17 protein-coding genes are annotated in these 19,121 nt (G+C 59.1%); 8 read left to right on the top strand and 9 right to left on the bottom strand.

The genetic code is table 11. The features are described from left to right. Positions 1-63 precede the first annotated feature (63 nt). The 5 genes from BM321_RS16925 to BM321_RS16905 form a co-directional block, all read right to left on the bottom strand. Positions 64-1,038 carry a 5-oxoprolinase subunit C family protein gene (locus BM321_RS16925; RefSeq protein ID WP_092443490.1) on the bottom strand — a complete coding sequence of 325 codons (975 nt, stop codon included), beginning with the start codon at positions 1,036-1,038 and terminating at the stop codon, positions 64-66. Further along, entirely contained in the window at positions 1,035-1,907 is an 873-nt protein-coding gene (locus BM321_RS16920; RefSeq protein WP_092443488.1) for a 5-oxoprolinase subunit B family protein, read from the bottom strand. The genes BM321_RS16925 and BM321_RS16920 overlap by 4 nt, the downstream gene beginning before the upstream one ends. Further along, positions 1,904-3,277, bottom strand: a complete 1,374-nt coding sequence (locus BM321_RS16915) for an acetyl-CoA carboxylase biotin carboxylase subunit (protein ID WP_092443486.1) — start codon at positions 3,275-3,277, stop codon at positions 1,904-1,906. Before BM321_RS16915 ends, BM321_RS16920 begins: the two co-directional genes overlap by 4 nt. 10 nt (positions 3,278-3,287) lie before the next feature. Further along, on the bottom strand, positions 3,288-3,533 hold the full coding sequence (locus BM321_RS16910; RefSeq protein WP_092443484.1) for an acetyl-CoA carboxylase: 246 nt from the start codon (positions 3,531-3,533) through the stop codon (positions 3,288-3,290). 95 nt (positions 3,534-3,628) lie between these two features. Further along, positions 3,629-4,387 carry a 5-oxoprolinase subunit PxpA gene (locus BM321_RS16905; RefSeq protein WP_092443482.1) on the bottom strand — a complete coding sequence of 253 codons (759 nt, stop codon included), beginning with the start codon at positions 4,385-4,387 and terminating at the stop codon, positions 3,629-3,631. A gap of 125 nt (positions 4,388-4,512) precedes the next feature. Between BM321_RS16905 and BM321_RS16900 the strand changes: the two genes are divergently transcribed. After that, positions 4,513-5,430 carry a LysR family transcriptional regulator gene (locus BM321_RS16900; protein ID WP_092328642.1) on the top strand — a complete coding sequence of 306 codons (918 nt, stop codon included), beginning with the start codon at positions 4,513-4,515 and terminating at the stop codon, positions 5,428-5,430. Between the two features lie 123 nt (positions 5,431-5,553). Here the strand turns inward: BM321_RS16900 and BM321_RS16895 are convergent, their stop codons facing one another. Continuing rightward, on the bottom strand, positions 5,554-6,570 hold the full coding sequence (locus BM321_RS16895) for an alpha/beta hydrolase (RefSeq protein WP_092443564.1): 1,017 nt from the start codon (positions 6,568-6,570) through the stop codon (positions 5,554-5,556). A gap of 271 nt (positions 6,571-6,841) precedes the next feature. Here BM321_RS16895 and BM321_RS16890 point away from each other — a divergent pair, with 271 nt between their 5' ends. Next, positions 6,842-7,720 (top strand): LysR family transcriptional regulator, encoded by an 879-nt coding sequence (locus tag BM321_RS16890; RefSeq protein WP_175535175.1) that lies wholly within the window; start codon positions 6,842-6,844, stop codon positions 7,718-7,720. Positions 7,721-7,819: 99 nt separating this feature from the next. On the opposite strand, the gene BM321_RS16885 is transcribed toward BM321_RS16890, so the two are convergent. Beyond that, positions 7,820-8,758, bottom strand: a complete 939-nt coding sequence (locus tag BM321_RS16885; RefSeq protein WP_092443478.1) for an AraC family transcriptional regulator — start codon at positions 8,756-8,758, stop codon at positions 7,820-7,822. 22 nt (positions 8,759-8,780) lie between these two features. Next, on the bottom strand, positions 8,781-9,614 hold the full coding sequence (locus BM321_RS16880; RefSeq protein ID WP_092443476.1) for an oxidoreductase: 834 nt from the start codon (positions 9,612-9,614) through the stop codon (positions 8,781-8,783). A 209-nt stretch (positions 9,615-9,823) separates the two neighbouring features. Between BM321_RS16880 and BM321_RS16875 the strand changes: the two genes are divergently transcribed. The 3 genes from BM321_RS16875 (at position 9,824) to BM321_RS16865 (ending at position 13,803) form a co-directional block, all read left to right on the top strand. Next, positions 9,824-10,339 carry a sigma-70 family RNA polymerase sigma factor gene (locus BM321_RS16875; RefSeq protein ID WP_092443562.1) on the top strand — a complete coding sequence of 172 codons (516 nt, stop codon included), beginning with the start codon at positions 9,824-9,826 and terminating at the stop codon, positions 10,337-10,339. Further along, on the top strand, positions 10,326-11,309 hold the full coding sequence (locus BM321_RS16870) for a DUF4880 domain-containing protein (RefSeq protein WP_092443474.1): 984 nt from the start codon (positions 10,326-10,328) through the stop codon (positions 11,307-11,309). The genes BM321_RS16875 and BM321_RS16870 overlap by 14 nt, the downstream gene beginning before the upstream one ends. Before the next feature lie 124 nt (positions 11,310-11,433). Then, a complete protein-coding gene (locus BM321_RS16865) occupies positions 11,434-13,803 on the top strand; it encodes a TonB-dependent siderophore receptor (RefSeq protein ID WP_092443472.1) in 2,370 nt (789 codons plus the stop codon). Positions 13,804-13,924: 121 nt separating this feature from the next. On the opposite strand, the gene BM321_RS16860 is transcribed toward BM321_RS16865, so the two are convergent. Continuing rightward, complete coding sequence (locus tag BM321_RS16860) at positions 13,925-15,406, bottom strand: hypothetical protein (RefSeq protein ID WP_092443470.1); 1,482 nt, start codon at positions 15,404-15,406, stop codon at positions 13,925-13,927. Positions 15,407-15,894: 488 nt separating this feature from the next. Between BM321_RS16860 and BM321_RS16855 the strand changes: the two genes are divergently transcribed. The 3 genes from BM321_RS16855 (at position 15,895) to BM321_RS16845 (ending at position 18,802) form a co-directional block, all read left to right on the top strand. Further along, on the top strand, positions 15,895-16,167 hold the full coding sequence (locus BM321_RS16855) for a hypothetical protein (RefSeq protein ID WP_092443468.1): 273 nt from the start codon (positions 15,895-15,897) through the stop codon (positions 16,165-16,167). Positions 16,168-16,636: 469 nt separating this feature from the next. Beyond that, entirely contained in the window at positions 16,637-17,257 is a 621-nt protein-coding gene (locus BM321_RS16850; protein WP_092443466.1) for a hypothetical protein, read from the top strand. 351 nt (positions 17,258-17,608) lie between these two features. Beyond that, complete coding sequence (locus BM321_RS16845; RefSeq protein ID WP_092443464.1) at positions 17,609-18,802, top strand: IS4 family transposase; 1,194 nt, start codon at positions 17,609-17,611, stop codon at positions 18,800-18,802. The last annotated feature ends 319 nt before the right edge of the window (positions 18,803-19,121 follow it).

Here is a 19,121-nt window from a genome sequence, read left to right as displayed (position 1 = left end):
ACCGCACCGAAGTGCGGCGTTGGCGTACCGTTTGGCATGGCCCGCGCTAGACGGCGGGCAGAATCAGGAAGGGAACAGCTTGCTCAGGCAGTTGAGTTTTTTCTTATAGGAGTGTCGCGCTTGCAGCGCCTCTTCGAGGGTTACCGCGACAAAGCGGGCCTTCTGGTTGGGTTGCATCTGGCCGATCAAGTCGAGGTCGGCGCTGATCACCGTGCCAATCATCGCGTAGCCGCCACCGGACACCGCATCACGGTGCAGCACGATGGGTTCGAGCCCGGCGGGCACCTGGATCGAGCCGATCGGGTAGCAACTGTCGACGATGTTCGACGGATCGGAACCGGCGCCAAACGGCTGCTCCCGGGGCTGAAAGCTCAGTGCGCTGCCGCCCTTGAAGCGATAGCCGATGCGGTCGGCCTCCGAACCGACCGTCCACGGCTCGGCGAAAAAGCGCTTCGCCGCCGATTCGGTCAAGCGGTGGTCGTACAAACCGGGCACCACCCGCAGGGTGATTTCGCCACCCAACGATTGCCGTAACGCCATGGGCAAACTGGCCCCGGCGCGGCTCTTGCCACTGGCGACGCCCACCGGCAATTCGTCGCCTGCAATCAGGCGTCGCCCCTGAAAACCGCCGAGTGCGCCGAGCGCATAGGTGGAGCGACTGCCGAGCATCACCGGCACATCAATGCCGCCGGCCACCGCCACATAAGCGCGGGCACCCGCCTTGGGAAAGTCAAAGCGCAGCACTTGCCCGGCCTTCACGGTGAACGCGGTGTCGTGGTGCATTTCCACGCCATCGACCCGTGGCGTCATGTGCGCGCCGCTGACCGCCACCAATGCATCCTGCTGAAACTCCAACTCAGGCCCGAGCAGCGTGCATTCCAGCGCCGCCAAACCTGCCGGATTGCCGACCAATTGATTGGCCGCACTCAAGGCGTAATGATCAAGCGCGCCGGACGGCGGAATGCCCAAGTGGTAATACCCTTCGCGCCCCAGGTCTTGTACCGAAGTGGCGAGACCGGGTTTGAGGACCTTGATCATGCCAACACCTCCTGCAACGACTTGGGATAGCCAACGGGATCGGCGAGGAACGCGTCCAGCGAAAACTCCACCGGCCGAATCCGCAGATCAAAGCAACCGGCTTCCACTTCGGCCACCGCGTGGTCGTAGACCTCACGGTCCATCGGTTTGAACTGCACGATGTCGCCTGGACGGAAAAACACCATGTGTTCTTTCAGGTACGCGAGGTTTTGTTGCGGGTCGTAGATCGGCGCGGGCGTGACGCCAAACATCTGATAACCGCCGGCGCCACGCACCGAGTAAATGCAACCAAAGCAACCGCCGTGACCAAGGGTCAATTTCGGTGTGTCGGTGCGTGGGCGCAGGTACTTGGGCACCTGCAACTGACGCTCGCGCTCGACCATCTGGAACATGAACGGCAACCCGGCAACGAAGCCAACCATCGAGACAAACCACGGCGCGCCACTGTGGGCCGCGATGAATGCATCGACGTCGGCCAGACCGTTGATTCGTGCGGCGTATTCCAGGTCCGTGGCGCTCGGGTCTTGATGGCGGTCGCGAAAACGCATCAGGGTTTCGTGGGTCCAGGGATCGTTGTAGAGCACCGGAATCTCGATAATCCGCGTCTGCAACGTGCGCTCGGCAACGGCTCCGGCCTCGGCGATTTTTACCGCTTCGAGCAAGGCGTGAGGGGCGATGCGATCCGGGTCGAAACGAATCTGGAATGACGCGTTGGCCAGGCAGATATCGAGCACGCCATCCAGCGCCTGCTGTTCCACGGCGCGGGTGACGGCCAAGCCTTTGAAGAACGCGTCCAGGGACATGCTGTCGCTGACTTCGGCAAACAAATGCTCATCGGCGCCAAAGCTGTAGCGGATGGGAGTACTCATGCTTCACCTCCGCTGCGGCGCTCGGTCAACCAGGTTTCCAGAGTGCCGGTGTGAAAGTCGGCGCTGTGCAGCCACGGTTGTTCCAGCAATTCACCGTGCAACGCCAAGGTGTTGGCCATGCCGGTGAGCGTGGTGTGCGCCACCGCCATTCGCGCTCGGGCCAGGGCTTCGGCGCGATCCGCACCGTGAATGATCAGTTTGGCCAGCAACGAGTCATAGTACGGCGGCACACGGTAGCCTTGATACAGATGCGTATCGACGCGAATGCCCTCGCCGCTCGGCCAGATCAGTTCCTCGACCAGGCCTGGGCTCGGGAAGAAATCCCGCGCCGGGTCCTCAGCGTTCAGGCGCATTTGCAGGGCGGCGCCGTTGAGCCGAATGTCACTTTGCTTGAAGCCCAGCGGCTCGCCGCCAGCGATGCGCAACATGGCCTGGACCAGGTCGATGCCGGTGATCAGTTCACTGACCGGATGCTCCACCTGAATCCGCGTGTTCATCTCGATAAAGAAGAACTCGCCAGTGGCGTCGTCATACAGGTATTCCAGGGTGCCGGCACCCTTGTAGCCCAACGATTCGGTCAGGCGCACGGCGCTTTCGCAGAGGGTTTCCCGCTGCTGTTGGCTGAGCACTGGCGACGGCGCTTCTTCGAAGATTTTCTGTCGGCGCCGTTGCAGCGAACACTCGCGCTCAAACAAATGCACCGCGTGCTGACCGTCGCCCAACACCTGCACTTCAATATGCCGAGCCCGGCTGATAAATCGCTCCAGATACACCGCGCCATTGCCAAACGCCGCTTGGGCTTCGCGCTGGGAACGGGGAAATTCTTCGCTCAGTTGCTCGGCGTTTTCCGCCAGCCGAATACCGCGCCCGCCGCCACCGGCCGAAGCTTTGATCAACAACGGGAAGCCAACGGATTGAGCAGCCTTCAGCGCCGACTCGAGGTCGAACAATTCACCCGGCGACCCCGGCACCACTGGCACGCCATTGGCGTGTGCGGTACGCCGTGCCTCGGCTTTATCGCCCATACGCCGGATCGTCTCCGCGCTCGGGCCGACGAATATGGCGCCGGCAGCCACCACCGCTTCGGCGAAATCAGCGTTCTCCGACAGAAAGCCGTAACCGGGATGCACCGCGTTGGCGCCCGTGGCTTTCAAGGCGCCGAGCAAGGCCTCGACGTTCAGGTAACTTTTGTCGGCACGGGCCGGGCCAAGAATGAGCACCTCATCGGCCATGCGCGCGGCCTGGGAATCGACGTCCGCCGCGCTGCACGCAGCAACGGTGGGAATGCCCAGTTCTTTGGCGGCGCGGATAATCCGCACGGCAATCTCGCCACGGTTGGCGACCAGCAGTTTACGAATGGCTTGGGTCATGATCGCCCCCTCACTCGTCGTCGAGCGTTGCGACGACTTGACCCGGCTCCACCGGATCACCGTCTTCCACCAAGAAGGCATTGAGGCGACCAGCCGTCCCGGCGGTCAGTTCGGAGAACTGCTTCATGACCTCGATCAGGCCAATGACCGTGTCGGCGCTGACCTGCGCGCCGACCTCGACGAAGTTCGCCGATTCCGGAGAGGCTTTACGGTAGAAGGTCCCCGGCAACGGGGTGATTACAGTGTGTTCAGCCATGTCTGTTCCTCTTGGAATAGTTATAGAAAGGCAGGCAAAAAGTGAATCGGTGGGCAAACCCTGGCGTCTGTGTGCCAGGTGTTTTTCGTTCGGTCTCAGCGCGGTGCTCGGACCTCTATGCCCGCGCCACCCAGTGCATGACGCGTGGCTTCGACCAACGCCAGGGCGCCCGGCGTGTCGCTGTGCAAACAGATGGAATCGAATTCAATCGCCAGGTCTTCGCCCTCGACGGTGCGCACCACGCCTTGTTGGCAAGCACGCAGCACTCGCTCGGCGACGTGGGCCGGGTCGTAGGCCCGCACATTGCGAGTGAAGACGATGGAGCCGCTGAGGTCGTATTCGCGATCGGCGTAGAACTCGCGAATCACCGGTTGGCCAAGTTCCGTGGCAACCCGCCAGATCACCGAATCGGGCATGCAATACAACAGCAATTCCGGCTCCAGGCGCTGGAGGTTTTCCACCAGCAAACGGGCGGCCTCTTCGTCGCGGGCCAGGTGCATGTAGAGCGCGCCGTGGGGTTTGATGTGTTGCAGGGCCACGCCTTGAACCCGGGCGAGTTCACGCAGGGCACCCAACTGATAGAGCATGTCGTCGACCAGTTCCTGGGCCGGCGCATGGATGTGCCGACGGCCAAAACCAACCAGGTCGCGAAACCCCGGATGCGCGCCGATGGCCACGCCCAGGCGCTTGGCCTGCTCGACGGTGCGGCGCATGGTGCTGGGGTCGCCGGCATGAAAACCGGTGGCGATGTTGGCCGAACTGATAAAGCCCATCAGCTCATTGTCGACGCCATCGCCGATGGTCCAGGGACCAAAGCCTTCGCCCATGTCCGAGTTGAAGTCTACTGCCTGCATGACGCTTGCCCCCAACGCTTGTGACTTCGTGGAGGCCAAGTTAGATTCCTCCCCACCCCTTGGGAAGATCTATTATCAGATAGGCCATCTTCTGAAAAACAGATACACCGTCACCTGGAGTGCTCATGTCCTTGACCCTGCGCCAAGTCCGCTATTTCGTCGCCACCGCCGAGATCGGGCAAATCTCTCAGGCCGCGATTCATCTGAATATTTCCCAGTCGGCGGTGACCACGGCGATCAAGGAACTGGAAGGCATCCTCGGCACGCTGTTGTTCCAGCGCTCGGCCCAGGGCATGAGCCTGACCGACGCCGGGCGGCACTTTTTGAATCGGGCCTACGTGATTTTGCGCAGCGTCGATGACGCGTTGAACAGCCCGTTGCCGGACATCCGCGCCAGCGGCGTGTTGCGCTTGGCGGCGAGCTACACAGTGATCGGTTATTTCCTCCCGCACCATTTGCAGCGCCTGGAACACTGGCATCCGGACGTGGCGATTGAAGTCCATGAACAGGAACGGCAAGCCATTGAACAAGGCTTGCTGGAAGGTCGTTTCGATATGGCCGTGGTGCTCACCGCCAACCTCACGCACCCGGACATCGTTTCAGAGATTCTCTTCAACTCCGAACGGCGGTTATGGCTGCCCAGCCGCCATCCGTTGTGCGAACGCTCGGCGGTCAGCCTCGCCGACGTCGCGAAAGAACCCTACATCCTGCTGACCGTCGACGAAGCGGAACAAAGCGCCATGCGCTACTGGGAACAGGCGCATCAACAGCCAAACGTGCGGGTGCGTACCAGTTCAGTCGAAGCGGTGCGCAGCATGGTCGCCAATGGCAGCGGCGTGGCAATCCTCTCGGACCTGGTGCACCGCCCCTGGTCATTGGAAGGAAAACGCATCGAAACCCTGACAGTCACCGACGAGGTGACGCCGATGAGTGTCGGACTGGCGTGGCATCGCGAGCGCGAATTCAGCCCGGCGATGCAGGCGTTTCGTAACTATTTCCACGATGCATTTTTGGCGCCACAACAGCTGTCCGCGCGACGCTGAAAACAGTGAAAACCATGCCTTTTTTTGTGGAGTTACGATGAGAGTTTTGGGCCATTCCGGTCTGTTGTGACGGGGAAGATTCTGGTCGTTTTCTGCCCGTCACGAATGACCGGTTCGGGGGCATCAAAGTTTTTTACTTTGAAGCCAGTGATCAATGGCAACAACGAGTTCCGACTTGCACTCCACTGGCAGCCAATGGGCGCCTGGCAGGCTCGTTATGGTGAGGTCTGCACAAGCCGCTCGCATCGGGTCGCCCAGCCGATTGCCCTTGATGTTGTTCATCTGGTCGTAGTCGCCATTCACAAACAGGACAGGCAATGACAACCTGCCGCCATTAGGCGCGCGACGAGCGTAGGCGATGTTGGCGTCATCGTTCAGATACCATGCGCAGGGAGCGCGGAAGCCTCGCTTCTCGAATGCCTGCACCAGTACGGCGAAGTCCTCCATTGGCCACAGCGCCGGATCAGGCTGGGTAGGCGGGGCACGATGACTGGCGCCGAACCGCCCTCCTTTGCGTGTCACTTCGGCATTCGAGGCGACCTTGCCAATACTCTCCGGGTCTGCTCGTCGGTAAATCGAAGCCAGCGATGCCGCTATGTCGGCGTCCAAATCAGCGACGGCTGATGCGAAGTGCGTAGTGTAGTAGCGGTAATAATCCCATTGACCATCGGGAAACCGGCTGGCCGGATAGATCTTCCGGTCGACCAGTGGAACCAGCGTCGGTAACGCGTTCGTGTTGGGGAAATACGGCACGGAGATCAGCACCACACCGCGACTGCGCTGTGGTTCGTGAGCCACCCATTCACCGGCCACCACACTGCCCCAGTCGTGGCCAACCCAGATGGCGGGATGGCCGCCGAGGTGGTCATGAAGTTCGGCCATGTCCGTCACGATCTTTTCCATCGTGTATTCACGGGTGGATTCTGGAGCGGAAGAGCGGCCATAGCCGCGCATATCCGGCGCAACGCAGTGCCAGCCTTTTGCAGCGAACGCTTGCATCTGCGCGCGCCAGACCAAGCCAAGCTCCGGCCATCCATGGAGGAACATCATCAGCGGCCCGTCGGCTGGCCCGGCCTCCAAATAATGCGTCGTATGGCGAGGGGTGCTGAAAATGCGCGAGGTCAGCGTGAAGGTGGACAAGAGAGCTCCCCATGTTTTACCACCGGACATCAGCACAGCGGCTGCGCCCATATTGATAAGTAGAGCCCGTCGACTGAGCGATAGCGCTGTCGACGCGGGTTCTAGCGAGCTGGCGATAAGGTCAGTGTCCATTTTTTAATGTCTTGGTTCGTCGTGTAAGACATCTTACGATGAGCGAATCCTCGCTATTAGCCCCATAATCGAGCATGAGGCTTGAAGTAAAACTTAAAGGTCTTACATGCGACAGAAGGACAGTACCGAAGGTGTGGCGATGTTCGTGGCCGTTGCAGAAGCCGGCAGCTTTTCCGAGGCTGCGAGGCAGCTGGGCATTTCGCCATCCGCCGTTAGCCAGGCGATCAGCGCTCTTGAAGAGCGGCTAGGTACATCGCTTTTCCGCCGTTCCACCCGAAGCCTCAGCCTGACAGACGTCGGGAACGACTATTTGCTTGCGACGGGCCCTGCGCTGTCGCAGTTGCGGCAAGCCGCGGAGGAGGTATCGGGTCGGGCAGGACGACCCACCGGCCCTTTGCGGCTCACGATGCCACGCGCACCGTTCGAGTCATTCATCGCGCCAGCGTTGAAGGCATTTCAGAATATCTACCCCGATATCGAACTCGAAATTGCCGTTGAGGCACGGCTTATCGACATCGTCAAACAAGGCTATGACGCGGGTTTACGCTACGGCAATTGCATTGATAAGGACATGGTGGCGGTGCCCATTGCGCCTAAATCGGAAGCCGTGCTCGTCTCATCCCCAGCTTATCTTCGCGACCAAGCGATACCGAAGCATCCCGACGACCTGCTCGATCACCGCGCGATCATGTGTCGCAGTCAGATCGATGGCTTGATCATCCCCTGGACACTGGAATCTGCGAGCGAGGTGGTACAAATCGCCCCGCCGACACGCATGATTGTTCACGATCTGGCATCGCAAATCGAGCTAGCTCTGCGGGGATTGGGGATCGTTAACGCGCCTGCCGCGTATGTGGCCGGCCTTCTCGAATCGGGAAGGTTGGCGCGGGTCCTCCCCTCATGGTCTTGTCCTCAGGAGGCTGTTTACCTCTACTTCCCAAGTCGTCGCCACCAATCGGCAGCATTACGGGCGTTCATGGCTTTTTTAAAGGCTGCGGATTTTGGCGATGCTACCTGATGAAGCCGGCCTTTTCTGGAAGCAGAGAAAATAGGTAAAGACGACCTGTCGAAAGGCAGTGATCACCCGTGCCTTTTTTGTATCCGGGCTGGCCGGCCCTTAATGCGACGACACATAAATGGACGGCCCGGCAGGCGCCGGCAACGCATAAGTCGCCTTCATCCATTCAATCTCCGCCTGGGGCGTGCGGCCAAACAGGCGCTTGAACTCGCGGCTGAATTGCGAGGCGCTTTCGTAGCCGACGCTGAACGCCGCCGTCGAGGCGCTCATGGTGTTGCGCAGCATCAATAACCGCGCCTGGTGCAGGCGAGTCGATTTCAAGTACTGCATGGGCGTGGAGTCCGTCACGCTGCGAAAGTGCAGGTGAAAGTTGGGAATGCTCATGTTGGCTTCGTGGGCGAGTGTTTCGACGTCCAGATGCTCGTGGTAGCAGCTGTGGATCTTGCGTATCGCCCGGGTGATCTTGCCAAAGTGCCCCTGGCGACTGAGCGCGGCGCGCATCGAGCCGCCCTGCTCGCCGGTCAGGATCCGGTAGTAGATTTCCCGTATCAGCGAAGGTCCCAGGATCTGCGCTTCGCCCGGGCGACTCATGGCCTCCAGAAAACGCAGCGTCGAGGTGCGCAGCAAGTCGTCCATAGGCGAGGCGTACATGCCTTTGGGTTGTGCATCGCTGGGGCCCAGGGTTTCGTCCACTTGCAACATCAATTCGCTGGCCAGTTGCAGGTCCAGGCGCATGTAGACCGCCAGCATGGGCTCCGCGGCGCTGGCGTCGGTCTCCATGGTGAAGGGAACCGGGACAGACACCACCAGGTAATGCTGGGCGTCGTAGACATAGACGTCGTCGCCCAGATAGCCACGCTTGCGTCCCTGGCACAGGATCACGATGCCGGGCTCATACAACACCGGCGTGCGCGTCAGCGGTCGGTTCGAACGCAGAAAACGGATGTCCTCCAGCGCGCTGAGGTTGTAGCCCTCTACCGGTGCGAGCTTTTCCATCAACCGCACCATGCGCGCGGTGCAGGCATCCACCTGGGTCATTGACGAGCCTCTTGCTTGCCATTCAATCGTCCGTCGAACGGCTCAGCGCTTCCCATTGATCGATCTCCCTGGCCGCACGGCTCAGCTTGTCGCGCACCAGGCTGAGGGCATCACTGCCCAGCAGCAAGTGGGCCGGCGGTGTCGGGCTGTCGATCAGCTGCAACATCGCTTGGGCCGCCTTCTGCGGGTTACCCGGCTGCTTGCCGCTTTTCTCTTCTCGCGCCTTGCGTATCGGGTCGAAACTGGCGTCGTAGTCGGCAATGCTTCGCGGGGTGCGTTGCATCGAACGCCCCGCCCAGTCGGTGCGAAACGAGCCCGGTGCCACGGCGGTCACGAAAATGTTGAACGGCAGCAGTTCCTTGCTCAGCGTATCGGAGATACCTTCCAGCGCAAACTTGCTCGCGCAGTAGTAGGCAATGCCCGGCATGGTGATGGTGCCCCCCATGGAGGTGATGTTGAGGATATGACCGGCACGGCGCTGGCGAAAATACGGCACGAACGCCTTGGTCACCGCCACCGCGCCGAACACGTTGACGTCGAACTGGCGACGCATCTCTTGCAACGGTGACTCTTCGAAGATGCCCTCATGGCCATAACCGGCGTTGTTGACCAGTACGTCGACCGGGCCGTGGCGGGCTTGTGTGGCGGCGACCACGCTGTCGATCCGCTCGAAGTCGGTGACATCCAGGAGCACGCCATGGGCCTGATCCGGGGACAGTGCCTCGAAGGCCTGCAACGCCGCGTCACTGCGCACGGTGCCGATCACCCGATGGCCCGCCGCAAGCGCTTCCCGCGCCAGGGCATTGCCCAGGCCACTGCTGACGCCGGTGATGAATAGGGTTTTTCTGCTGCTCATGGCGAGCCTCCAATCAGGTGGGAACGAGGCCATGCTATCGGCGCAACACCTCGGCACCTATGCCGGTTTGCCTTGCAGCATTGCCTATTCCTATCAGGGCCCGGATACCAGGGCCCGTCTCGACCATAAGCTCCGGCACATTTGCACTGACGTCAGCCGCCTGAATATAATGCGATTCATTATCAATTATGTATGTTTCCGGGATGCTGATGCGCAGCAACGACACACTGGGCAATGCCGACCTCACCCTGCTCTATCGCAGCCACCATTCCTGGCTGCATAGCTGGCTGAGCCGGCGCGTCGGCTGTCACGAAAGCGCGGCGGACCTGGCGCAGGACACGTTTGTACGTCTGCTCAAGTCGCGTCAATTGAGTCCCTTGCGCGAACCCCGGGCTTATCTGAGCAGCATCGCCCGTGGGCTGATGATTGATCGGTATCGCCGTCGCGAGCTCGAGCGCGCCTACTTCGAGAGCCTCGCGCTGCTTCCTCCACAAGCGGCCCTCTCTGAAGAAGAGCGACTGCTGATTCTTGATAGCCTCGAGCGGATCGACCGCCTGCTGGACCTGCTCAAGCCAAGGGTGCGCGAGGCGTTTCTGCTGGCCCAGCTCGACGGTTGGACCTGCCAGCAAATAGCCGAAAAACTGTGCGTTTCCCGCTCCACGGTGGAACGCGACTTGGCCAAGGCCCTGCAACACTGCTATCGCTTGCGTTATGCCGAACAGTGAAGCGCAAGCGCTGGATTCGGCGGTGGTCGACCAAGCGATCCACTGGCTGGTGCGCCTGCGCTTCAACCCTGCCGATGAGCAAACCCAGCGCAGTTTCGAGCACTGGCTGCAGCAACGTCCGGAACATCGGTTGGCGTGGCAGCGTGTGGAAGCGCTTGGCGATGACTTCGCGGGCGTACCACCTGATTTGGCCCGGCACACCCTCAAGGGCGCCCGCCCAGGCCTGCATCGGCGCCAAAGCCTCAAGCTACTGGGTGCATTGGCCACCTTGGGTGGCGCGGCCTGGCTGGGCCGCGACTACACGCCGCTACCCGCCATGCTTGCCCAGCAGCACAGCAAGACCGGCGAGCGAAAGCGCTTCCAGCTCGATGATGGCAGCCTTATCCAGCTCAACAGCAACAGTGCGGTCGACAGCTATTTCAACCCGCAGCGGCGCCTGATCGTTCTGCGGCGCGGCGAAATCATCGTCAATACCGGCGCCGATGCGGGCTCGGCTCAACCGCGTCCGTTCTGGGTACAAACACGCGACGGATTGATCAGCACTCTGGATGCCCGTTTCCTGGCGTACGAGCGTAACGACGGGACCCTTCTAGCGGTGCAACGCGGCGCAGTCAGCGTATTTCCTGGATCCAGCAAAACCCTTGCGGTCAACGACACTGTCCAGGCCGGCAACCAGCGGCTGTTCACCTCAGGTGGCATTCGTGAGTTCAAGGATAACGGCCTGGATGTATGGAGCTGGAGCGACGGAGTGATCAGCGCACGCAATATGCGCCTCGGTGATTTCATCGGGGCCTTGTCGCGCTATCGCCCCGGCCTGTTGCGCTGCACCGAAGAGGTCTCGGGCCTGCGGGTTTCCGGCACCTTTCAGCTCGCCGACACCGACCGGGTACTGGCATTGGTTGCGCAGTCACTGCACCTGCGGATTGATTATCGCACCCAATATTGGGTGACGTTGAGCGCCGCCAGCTAAATGTTTTCTTCGCCGTACATCAACATCAAATAAAAATGAGGTGATTTCTCATTCTCGTTCGGCATGTAAGAAAAGGCCGACCTACAGGCCGATCTGCCGATCCCCTTTTCCACGGAGCGAGTTAATGAGTGCGTCCCCGGTTCCCCAGCGTCATCGACTGAATCGTGCCATCCACGGTGCGATCTTCGGCGTCATCGTCAGCAGCTATGCGCTACCCGCCCTGGCACAACCCTCGACCGTTGAGCAGACCCAGGTTCATCAGTGGAACATTCCCGCCGGTCCCCTGGCACCGGCGCTTGACCGCTTTGCCCGCGAGGCGGGTATCAGCCTTTCCTTCGATGCTTCAAGCGTAGCGAACCGCAATACCGGGGGCGTGAGCGGCACACTCGATACGTCCGAAGCGCTGTCGTCGCTGTTGCAGGGGAGCGACATCGCCATACAGCAGCAAGGCCCGAACGCTTACTTGCTGACGCCGCAAACCAAGGCGGATGCCGAACTCGAGGAATATCGCCTTGCGCCTATCCTCGTCAACGCCAAGGCCAGGGTCGATGGCACCGAAGACGCCAACTCGGTGGTGGCCCAGGAACTCTGGGTCGGCGGCAAAGTGGCCACCAGCATCCTCAACACGCCCGCCTCGGTGTCCGTGGTGACCGACAAGGAAATGAAGCAACGCAGCGTGAGCACGACCGAAGAGCTGCTGCAATACACGCCCGGGGTGATTACCGACTATTACGGCACTGACGACCGTAACGATTATTTCCAGATCCGCGGCTTCCAGGCCACGACCTATCGGGACGGCCTGACCCTGGGTTCGATGCGCGGTGTGCGCGAGGAACCTTTCGCCTATGAGCGCGTTGAAGTAATACGCGGCGCCAACTCGACGCTGTTCGGCCCGGCCGACCCGGGCGGCTCGGTGAACTTTGTCAGCAAGAAGCCACGCTTCGACAAGTTCGGCCAGGGCTACGTCACCTACGGTTCTTTCGACCATGTCGAAACCGGCATCGATGTCGGCGACTCGTTGAACGAGGACAAAACCGTGGCCGGCCGCTTCACGGCAAAGATGCAAGACAGTGATCGCGAGTACGACCACTCACGGGACGACAACAAGTTCTTGATGGGCGGCCTGACCTGGTCACCCACGGACTTCACCTCGGCCTCGGTGATCGTGGATTACCTGAAAACCCAAAGCTCGCCCAACAGCGGCGGTTACCCGCTGGACAAGGAATACGACCGTGACAAGTTCTACGGCGAGCCCAGCTACAACTTCCACGACGTCGAACGCACCAACATCAGCGGCACCTTCAGCCATGATTTCGACAATGGCTTCGTGCTGCGCAGCAACTTGCGCTACAGCAAACTGACCGATGATTTCGGCTATGTGTTCCTCAGCGACTCCCCTACCCGCACCGGCACCACGGTCCCGCGTTACATCTTTGGCACTGACAGCGACGCCGAGCAACTGAACGGCAACTTGATGCTGCAATACGATGCCCGCTTCGAAAACATCGACAGCAGTACATTGGTGGGCGTGGAGTATGGTGATTCTTCCACCGAGGAACGCTCCGTCTATGCCACGACAGGCTCCATCGACCTGGCCAACCCCGTGTTCACGGGTGTACCCAGCGGCGTAGCGCCTTATAGCAACGACAAGCTCGACACCAAAACCAAGGCCGTGTTCCTGCAGCAGAACTTGTCCTTCTTTGAGCGCTTTATCGTCACCGCCGGTGTGCGCAACGACTCGCTGGATCTGTCCAGTACCGACATCAACAACGTAAAGGAGTCGGATGATTTCTCGGAAACCTCCTATCGCGGCGCACTGACCTATATCGTCAACGACGAAGTGTCGACCTACGTCAGCATGGTCGAGTCGGTCTCGCCACCCACGGTCGGCGTTGTCCCCAAGACAGGCCGGCAATATGAAGTGGGTGTGAAATATGCGCCCATCGGCATGGACGCGTTGTTCTCGGCGGCGGTCTACGACCTGACCCAGGAAAATGTCAGCATCGCCGTCGTACTGCCCAGCGGTGTCATCGAGCAACAAACCGTTGGCGAATCACGGGTACGCGGCCTGGACCTGGAAGCCAAGGCTGAGCTCACCCCTAACCTGAGCCTGGTGGGTGGCTACTCTTATATGGAGTCCGAAGTGTTGCGCGGTACTTTGTACGACGGCAGTTCACTCAAAGGGAATGAGTTCGCCACGGCCCCCAAACACTCCGCGTCGCTGTGGAGCTATTACAACATCCCCGACACCGATGTCAGCGTTGGCCTGGGTGCACGTTATGTGGGCTCCTATTACTTCGACGCGGCCAACACCGGCACCAGCGATGGCACGACGCTCTTCGATGCGGCCTTCAACTACAAACTCTTCAAAGGCACTGACCTGGCGATCAACGTCAGCAACCTTCTAGATGAGCAACATGTAGTTGGTTCGGGGACTGCGAACTACTACAACCCGGGCCGTGAAGTCACCGCTAAGTTGAGTTACAACTGGTAAAGAGTTGGCCGTTCATGATGGGGCTCGGCTTGATGCGGCTCAGTCATCGAACGGCGAAAACCTGTGGGAGCACAACTTGCTCCCCCAGGTTTGAACCTACAGAGCAATACTGCGGCGAGCATCAAATACCTGGGCCGCTAACGCGAGCCGACAACCTGGCCAGCCGATCCCAACCCTCGGCACTGATCCCGGAACAGTTCAGCAACCACAGTGTGTGCAACGGCAATTGCTCCAACACCGGCACTGCGGCTGAGGTAATCCGCGATTCCCCGGGATCTGCCGAGATCGTCAGATCACTCAACGGCAGCCGAGCAAGGTGGGCCACTCCGGCGTCGGTGAGCCAAGGGCTGTCATACAAACCCAGGCGCCGCAGCGGCAGATCGCACAAGCAGGCCAGGTCGGCATCGCGCAGATCCAGACCGCTTATTTCAAGTTGCTCCAACGGCAAACCCAACTCGACAAGCTTGCGCAGAACCTTCCCATCCACGCCGCGACAAAAGCTGAGATTCAGCCGCTTCAGTGGCAGGCCGGCGAGTTGTTTCAGTTCCTTCCAAGTGAGGTCGTTCAATGACAGGTCCAGGGACTCCAACGCCAAACCACGCAGATCGCTCAACGTATCTGCATCGATGCCTTGCACATCGGAAAGCCCCAGGCGCTTGAGTGGAAACCCGTGCAGCACATCGAGCCGCTCGATCACTTGTTGTGAAGATTTGAGATTCAGGTCGGCGAGTGGCATACCTTCCAATATCTCAAGGTCGTCCTCACCAACATACGAAGACTGAAGCGAAAGCCGTTCGATGGGCAGGTCCCGGATAGCGTGGAGCATGGCATCCGTTGCGTAACATTGATCCAGGCTCAGGGAGCGCAATGCGCTCAGGCCGGAGAGCCATGCAGGGTCCTCCAGAATTGCACCGTTCCAACCGAGGGACAGTTGCTCAAGGGGGTGACTGCATAAGTGCGCCATCCCACGGGACGTCAGCTCGCCAACGCGTTCCAACGTGAGCGACCGCAACTTGAGGTTTGACAGCCCGAGAAGGCCATCGTCGGAGACGTCATCGCAACGGTTCAGCGACAATTCTTGCAGCGAGCTATTGCCGAGTTGCTCGAAGAATTTGTCGTCGAAGTCCTGGCCGTAGGTGCTTAACGTCAGCCGGCGCAGCCGATCGAGGGAAGGCAGGCTGGTGGCGTTATCGTCTCGGGAGAATCCGCTGATTTCCAGGTTCTCGAGAGCGAGGCCTGGCAAGCGTTGCCATACACCTGGATCGCAGCTGAAACGTGGGCTGTTGAGCACCAACGTGCGCAAGGGCAGCCCAGCCAGGGCATCGCACCACGCCGGCTCGGCGTTATCCAACTCCAGATGATCCACCGGCAGGTTACGAAGCTGCGCCAGCAACGGCCCGGGGCGGTTGGCATGTGCCGTGGTGTTCAACTGAGTAATGACGACGTTAGCGGCCGGATCACACAGGCCTGCGGCGAGGCGTACGCCGTCCAATGAAACCTCGGCGGTGTCGAGCAGATCGCGGTACAGCGCGGCACGTGTGGTGATGTCATCGGGGTGGGTGGCGAGCTGGGTGGTCAGCGCGTTGCGGGTGGGGTTGTGCACGGTTTGTGAGTCCGAAGTCGGCGAGCGCTGGGCAGGCTGCGAAAGAGAAAAGTGGCCATAAGGGAAGCACAAAAAAGAGCCTTGCTGAAGAGGATGTTGAGACGGAAAACGAGGTACCCCGGCCTTGTTCCGAATTACAGATTTCTAGCAGAAGATCAACGACGGCGCCCCTCAGGACAACTCACCCACCTAAAGGCTGTACAAATCCCCTGTGGCGAGGGAGCTTGCTCCCGCTGGGCTGCGCAGCAGCCCCCCTCTATGAACGCTCCGCCCCCAAACGGAAGCAAACATCTCGCCGCCGCCGACAGCCCAACCCCACGTAACGAATACCACCACAGACAGGCTAAACGTCCTACATCAAGCTCGGAAAGCGGCGTCTTGTAGCACCCGGACAAGGCGGCCTATATTCCGTCGTCGTCCTAATGGCGGCTCGGGTTTGGCGACTCGATTAACGAGGTAGCTCCTTTCAATTGAATGAGGTACTACCGATGAAACGATACATGCCCATCACCGGCGTCGACTGCATCCCCGCCACCCTGCTCATCGACACCGAAGCCCCGCTCGACGTCCTCTTCGAAACCGCCGACTACCGCATCCGTACCGTGACCCAACTGCTGGAAAACATCGCGTTCCGCTCGGAAATCAGCTCCGACACGCTGGTGCTCTCCGACCTTTGCAAAATGCTGACGATATCGCTGCGCGATGGGTGTGATGTGATGGATGTTATTGGGAGACGGTTGCGGGCGCAGGCGGCTGAGTAAATGAAAACGGGCGACCTTTGGGGTCGCCCGTTTCACGATCCGTTAGAGACATTGCCACTGCCGCCATCGATGATGTGGTGAAGGACTGGAAGCGCTAGGGAGTCAATCTGCTAGGTTGGTCGATAACCCAATGCCACCCATTTATGCGGGGCAGTATTGGTTTTATTTGTGGCCATAACGTAGTCCCGACCGTCGGGAGCGACTACATCCATCTGCTGCGACGAGCTGTGGCGCAGTTCGTCAAGAACTGCGCCACAATTGCGCCAAAATCTCCTCAAACAGCGCCAACACAACCATGCCTTCGCCACGACCGGAATCGATCAAGCGAAAAAAGGGTAAGCGTCCAGTTAAGTCATCTACCGATCCAGCTATCACCATGAGGATGACTGCTTGCCGCCCATGCCGTAAGGTTCGCTACCAAAATCACCACAGCTTTCCAGTGGTGGCAATACAGCAAAGAGAGCGAACAATGAACACCTTCAGATCATCAATCCAAAACGTAGCTGCGGGCATAGGCCTCATCGCAGCAGTGACAGTCGGGGGATGCGTGATGATCCCTTATGACACGCCGGAATCAAAAGCCCAAATCCAGCGCGATCTGAAAATTGCACCATCGGATATTCAAGCCGTGTCGGAAACGAACTGGTGCTTGTTCCCATATGGAAGCGAAGGCAGCTGCAAAGCCACTCAAGGCCTGGGAGTGTTGACCAGCAAAGGCCTGATCCTCAGCCTCTACAACAACCACACCTACACTGAAACCGCACGCATCCTCCCAGAACAAGTGCAGTGCGTGAAGACAGTTGGTGGTCGCACTGGAGTCGAACCGTTCGTTGTATTCACCAAAGACCGAGCGATCATGCTCGCCGTCATTACGCCTGGTGGACAAATGAATGTGCCTGTGAAAGTCAGTTTCTTTGATTACCTGACGAAGCCAGGGCAGCAAGTCTTCACTGGAACGGATGGCGGATATGTGCGCAAGTCGGGTCGACAGCAAACCGTAGGCGGAATGGTGTCAGGCACTGCCATTCCGTGGCATACAACACTCGACGTAACCGAGGTTTTTAACCCTTGCCCGCAGGTTGCAGATTAACAAGGAGTGGTGCATTCCCTCGCAAGCGGTGCGCGCAGGCCGAAGCCCGTAGGTATGAAGGATGAAGCCCGAAGGGCCGAGACGCCCCGGTGGCTCGGCTCGCGACAGCCGCCCTCGAAGAGCCCCCCTGAGACAGCAATTAGAAAAAGGGGACTAAAAATGAAAAAGGTGACAGATTTATTTTAGAACACCGAGCAATCCAATAAGCCTACCCTCTCTGCTTCTCATAAAATAAATCTGCCCCTGAGGAATCCCCGAATTTTCTTACGAAAAATCAAGAAGTTGGAATATTGAAGAGACCTGCATGAGTCGGCAGCTTGTGTTGCACCACACAAAACAAGATCCCGCCCCATGCAGGCCATCCGATTCTTACACAGCTCGCTCGCTCATGCACTTCCCGGTGTTCATTCTCGTCGCCTGAAAACGTTGATGTGTTGTGTCAGCGCATTGCTACGAGGACGTCGGCTCACTCTGACGGGGCTTGGTCGATTTTTACCGAGCAAAGCCTATCCCAAACACACCATCAAACGAGTGGACCGGCTGCTGGGTAATCGGCATCTGCAAACCGAGCGCCCGCTGTTTTACTGGGTCATGCTGCGAGCCCTGTTGGGCTCGCTCAAGCATCCATTGATCCTGGTTGATTGGTCACCCATTGATGCGGCTGGAGAGTTCTTTTTGTTGCGCGCAGCCATCCCTTTGGCGGGACGCTCATTCCCGATCTATGAGAGCGTTCATGAACGTGAGGGTTGTCCGAAATATCAAAAACGATTGCTACAAACGCTGGCCGAAATGCTTCCCGAAGATTGCGTCCCGGTCCTTGTGGCTGATGCAGGTTTTCGCCGGCCATGGATCAAAGCCGTCGAGGCGCAAGGCTGGTATTACGTGGGGCGCGTGCGTAACCGGGATCTCTACCGAGCCGACGCAGACACTTGGCTACCCGTTAAAAACCTCTACGCTCTGGCATCGTCCTCACCGAAGTCATTGGGGCGGATCGAGATGACCCAAAGCGCTCCGCACATCATTCATCTGTACTGCGTTAGGCATTCGGCAAAAGGTCGCAAACACCAGCGTGTCACTGGATCAATCGCCAAAAACAAACTCAGCAGGCAATCGGCCAATCGTGAGCGAGAGCCCTGGTTATTGGCCAGCAACCTGCCGGAAGATCAATGGAATCCATCGAAAATCGTGGCCATTTACAAACAGCGCATGCAGATAGAAGAAGGCTTCAGGGATGTAAAAAGTGAGTATTTTGGCGTAGGCGTCACTCGCCATCGGAGTCACTGCCCACGCCGAATCGAAGTGCTTTTGCTGATCTCGGCTCTGGCTAATTACATCATTTGTTTAACGGGATTGCAGGCCCGCGAGGCGGGGCATGAGCGCCGCTTTCAAAGCAATAGCCTTAAACGCCGACGAGTGTTATCGCTATGGCGGCTGGGCCTGGAATACTGGCGTAGCGGACGCGGCTCAAACTCTCGAAAAACTTTGGAGAGACTTGAGCACGCGTTGCGAGCAGAGGTACATCAAGAGGCGCAGGCATTGGAATAGATTTGTGGGGATTCCTCAGGGACAGATTTATTTTAGAACACCGAGCAAGCCAATAAACCCACCCCCTCTGACCTCATAAAATAAATCTGTCCCCTTTTCGCACTATAAAATAAATCTGTCCCCTTTTCGCACAGATCCGCTGCATCTTGCTGAGCCGGAGTGTTTTTTTCCGCCATACGTAGGACCTGCAATATGTACATCTCCCGGCCCCTCTACAGCAGTAGAGTTTTGGTAGAGGAAAAAAGGGGGATTTATTTTAGAAACCGAGCAAGCCAATGAATCGACTCTCTCTGTACCTTATAAAATAAATCCCCTTTTC

Source organism: Pseudomonas sp. NFIX10, from assembly GCF_900111955.1.
Lineage (GTDB): Bacteria > Pseudomonadota > Gammaproteobacteria > Pseudomonadales > Pseudomonadaceae > Aquipseudomonas > Aquipseudomonas fluorescens_AA.
The sequence above is the reverse complement of the archived record's forward strand: the minus strand, read 5'-3'. Positions and strand labels throughout refer to the sequence as shown.

What these genes read in the sequence shown, in the direction of transcription:
- BM321_RS16885 (WP_092443478.1), bottom strand. Translation starts at nt 8,758, where the DNA reads ATGACCCAGGTGGATGCCTGCACCGCGCGCATGGTGCGGTTGATGGAA.
- BM321_RS16925 (WP_092443490.1), bottom strand. Translation starts at nt 1,038, where the DNA reads ATGATCAAGGTCCTCAAACCCGGTCTCGCCACTTCGGTACAAGACCTG.
- BM321_RS16855 (WP_092443468.1), top strand. Translation starts at nt 15,895, where the DNA reads ATGAAACGATACATGCCCATCACCGGCGTCGACTGCATCCCCGCCACC.
- BM321_RS16910 (WP_092443484.1), bottom strand. Translation starts at nt 3,533, where the DNA reads ATGGCTGAACACACTGTAATCACCCCGTTGCCGGGGACCTTCTACCGT.
- BM321_RS16865 (WP_092443472.1), top strand. Translation starts at nt 11,434, where the DNA reads ATGAGTGCGTCCCCGGTTCCCCAGCGTCATCGACTGAATCGTGCCATC.
- BM321_RS16905 (WP_092443482.1), bottom strand. Translation starts at nt 4,387, where the DNA reads ATGCAGGCAGTAGACTTCAACTCGGACATGGGCGAAGGCTTTGGTCCC.
- BM321_RS16875 (WP_092443562.1), top strand. Translation starts at nt 9,824, where the DNA reads ATGCGCAGCAACGACACACTGGGCAATGCCGACCTCACCCTGCTCTAT.
- BM321_RS16890 (WP_175535175.1), top strand. Translation starts at nt 6,842, where the DNA reads ATGTTCGTGGCCGTTGCAGAAGCCGGCAGCTTTTCCGAGGCTGCGAGG.
- BM321_RS16920 (WP_092443488.1), bottom strand. Translation starts at nt 1,907, where the DNA reads ATGAGTACTCCCATCCGCTACAGCTTTGGCGCCGATGAGCATTTGTTT.
- BM321_RS16845 (WP_092443464.1), top strand. Translation starts at nt 17,609, where the DNA reads ATGCAGGCCATCCGATTCTTACACAGCTCGCTCGCTCATGCACTTCCC.
- BM321_RS16870 (WP_092443474.1), top strand. Translation starts at nt 10,326, where the DNA reads ATGCCGAACAGTGAAGCGCAAGCGCTGGATTCGGCGGTGGTCGACCAA.
- BM321_RS16880 (WP_092443476.1), bottom strand. Translation starts at nt 9,614, where the DNA reads ATGAGCAGCAGAAAAACCCTATTCATCACCGGCGTCAGCAGTGGCCTG.
- BM321_RS16900 (WP_092328642.1), top strand. Translation starts at nt 4,513, where the DNA reads ATGTCCTTGACCCTGCGCCAAGTCCGCTATTTCGTCGCCACCGCCGAG.
- BM321_RS16915 (WP_092443486.1), bottom strand. Translation starts at nt 3,277, where the DNA reads ATGACCCAAGCCATTCGTAAACTGCTGGTCGCCAACCGTGGCGAGATT.
- BM321_RS16850 (WP_092443466.1), top strand. Translation starts at nt 16,637, where the DNA reads ATGAACACCTTCAGATCATCAATCCAAAACGTAGCTGCGGGCATAGGC.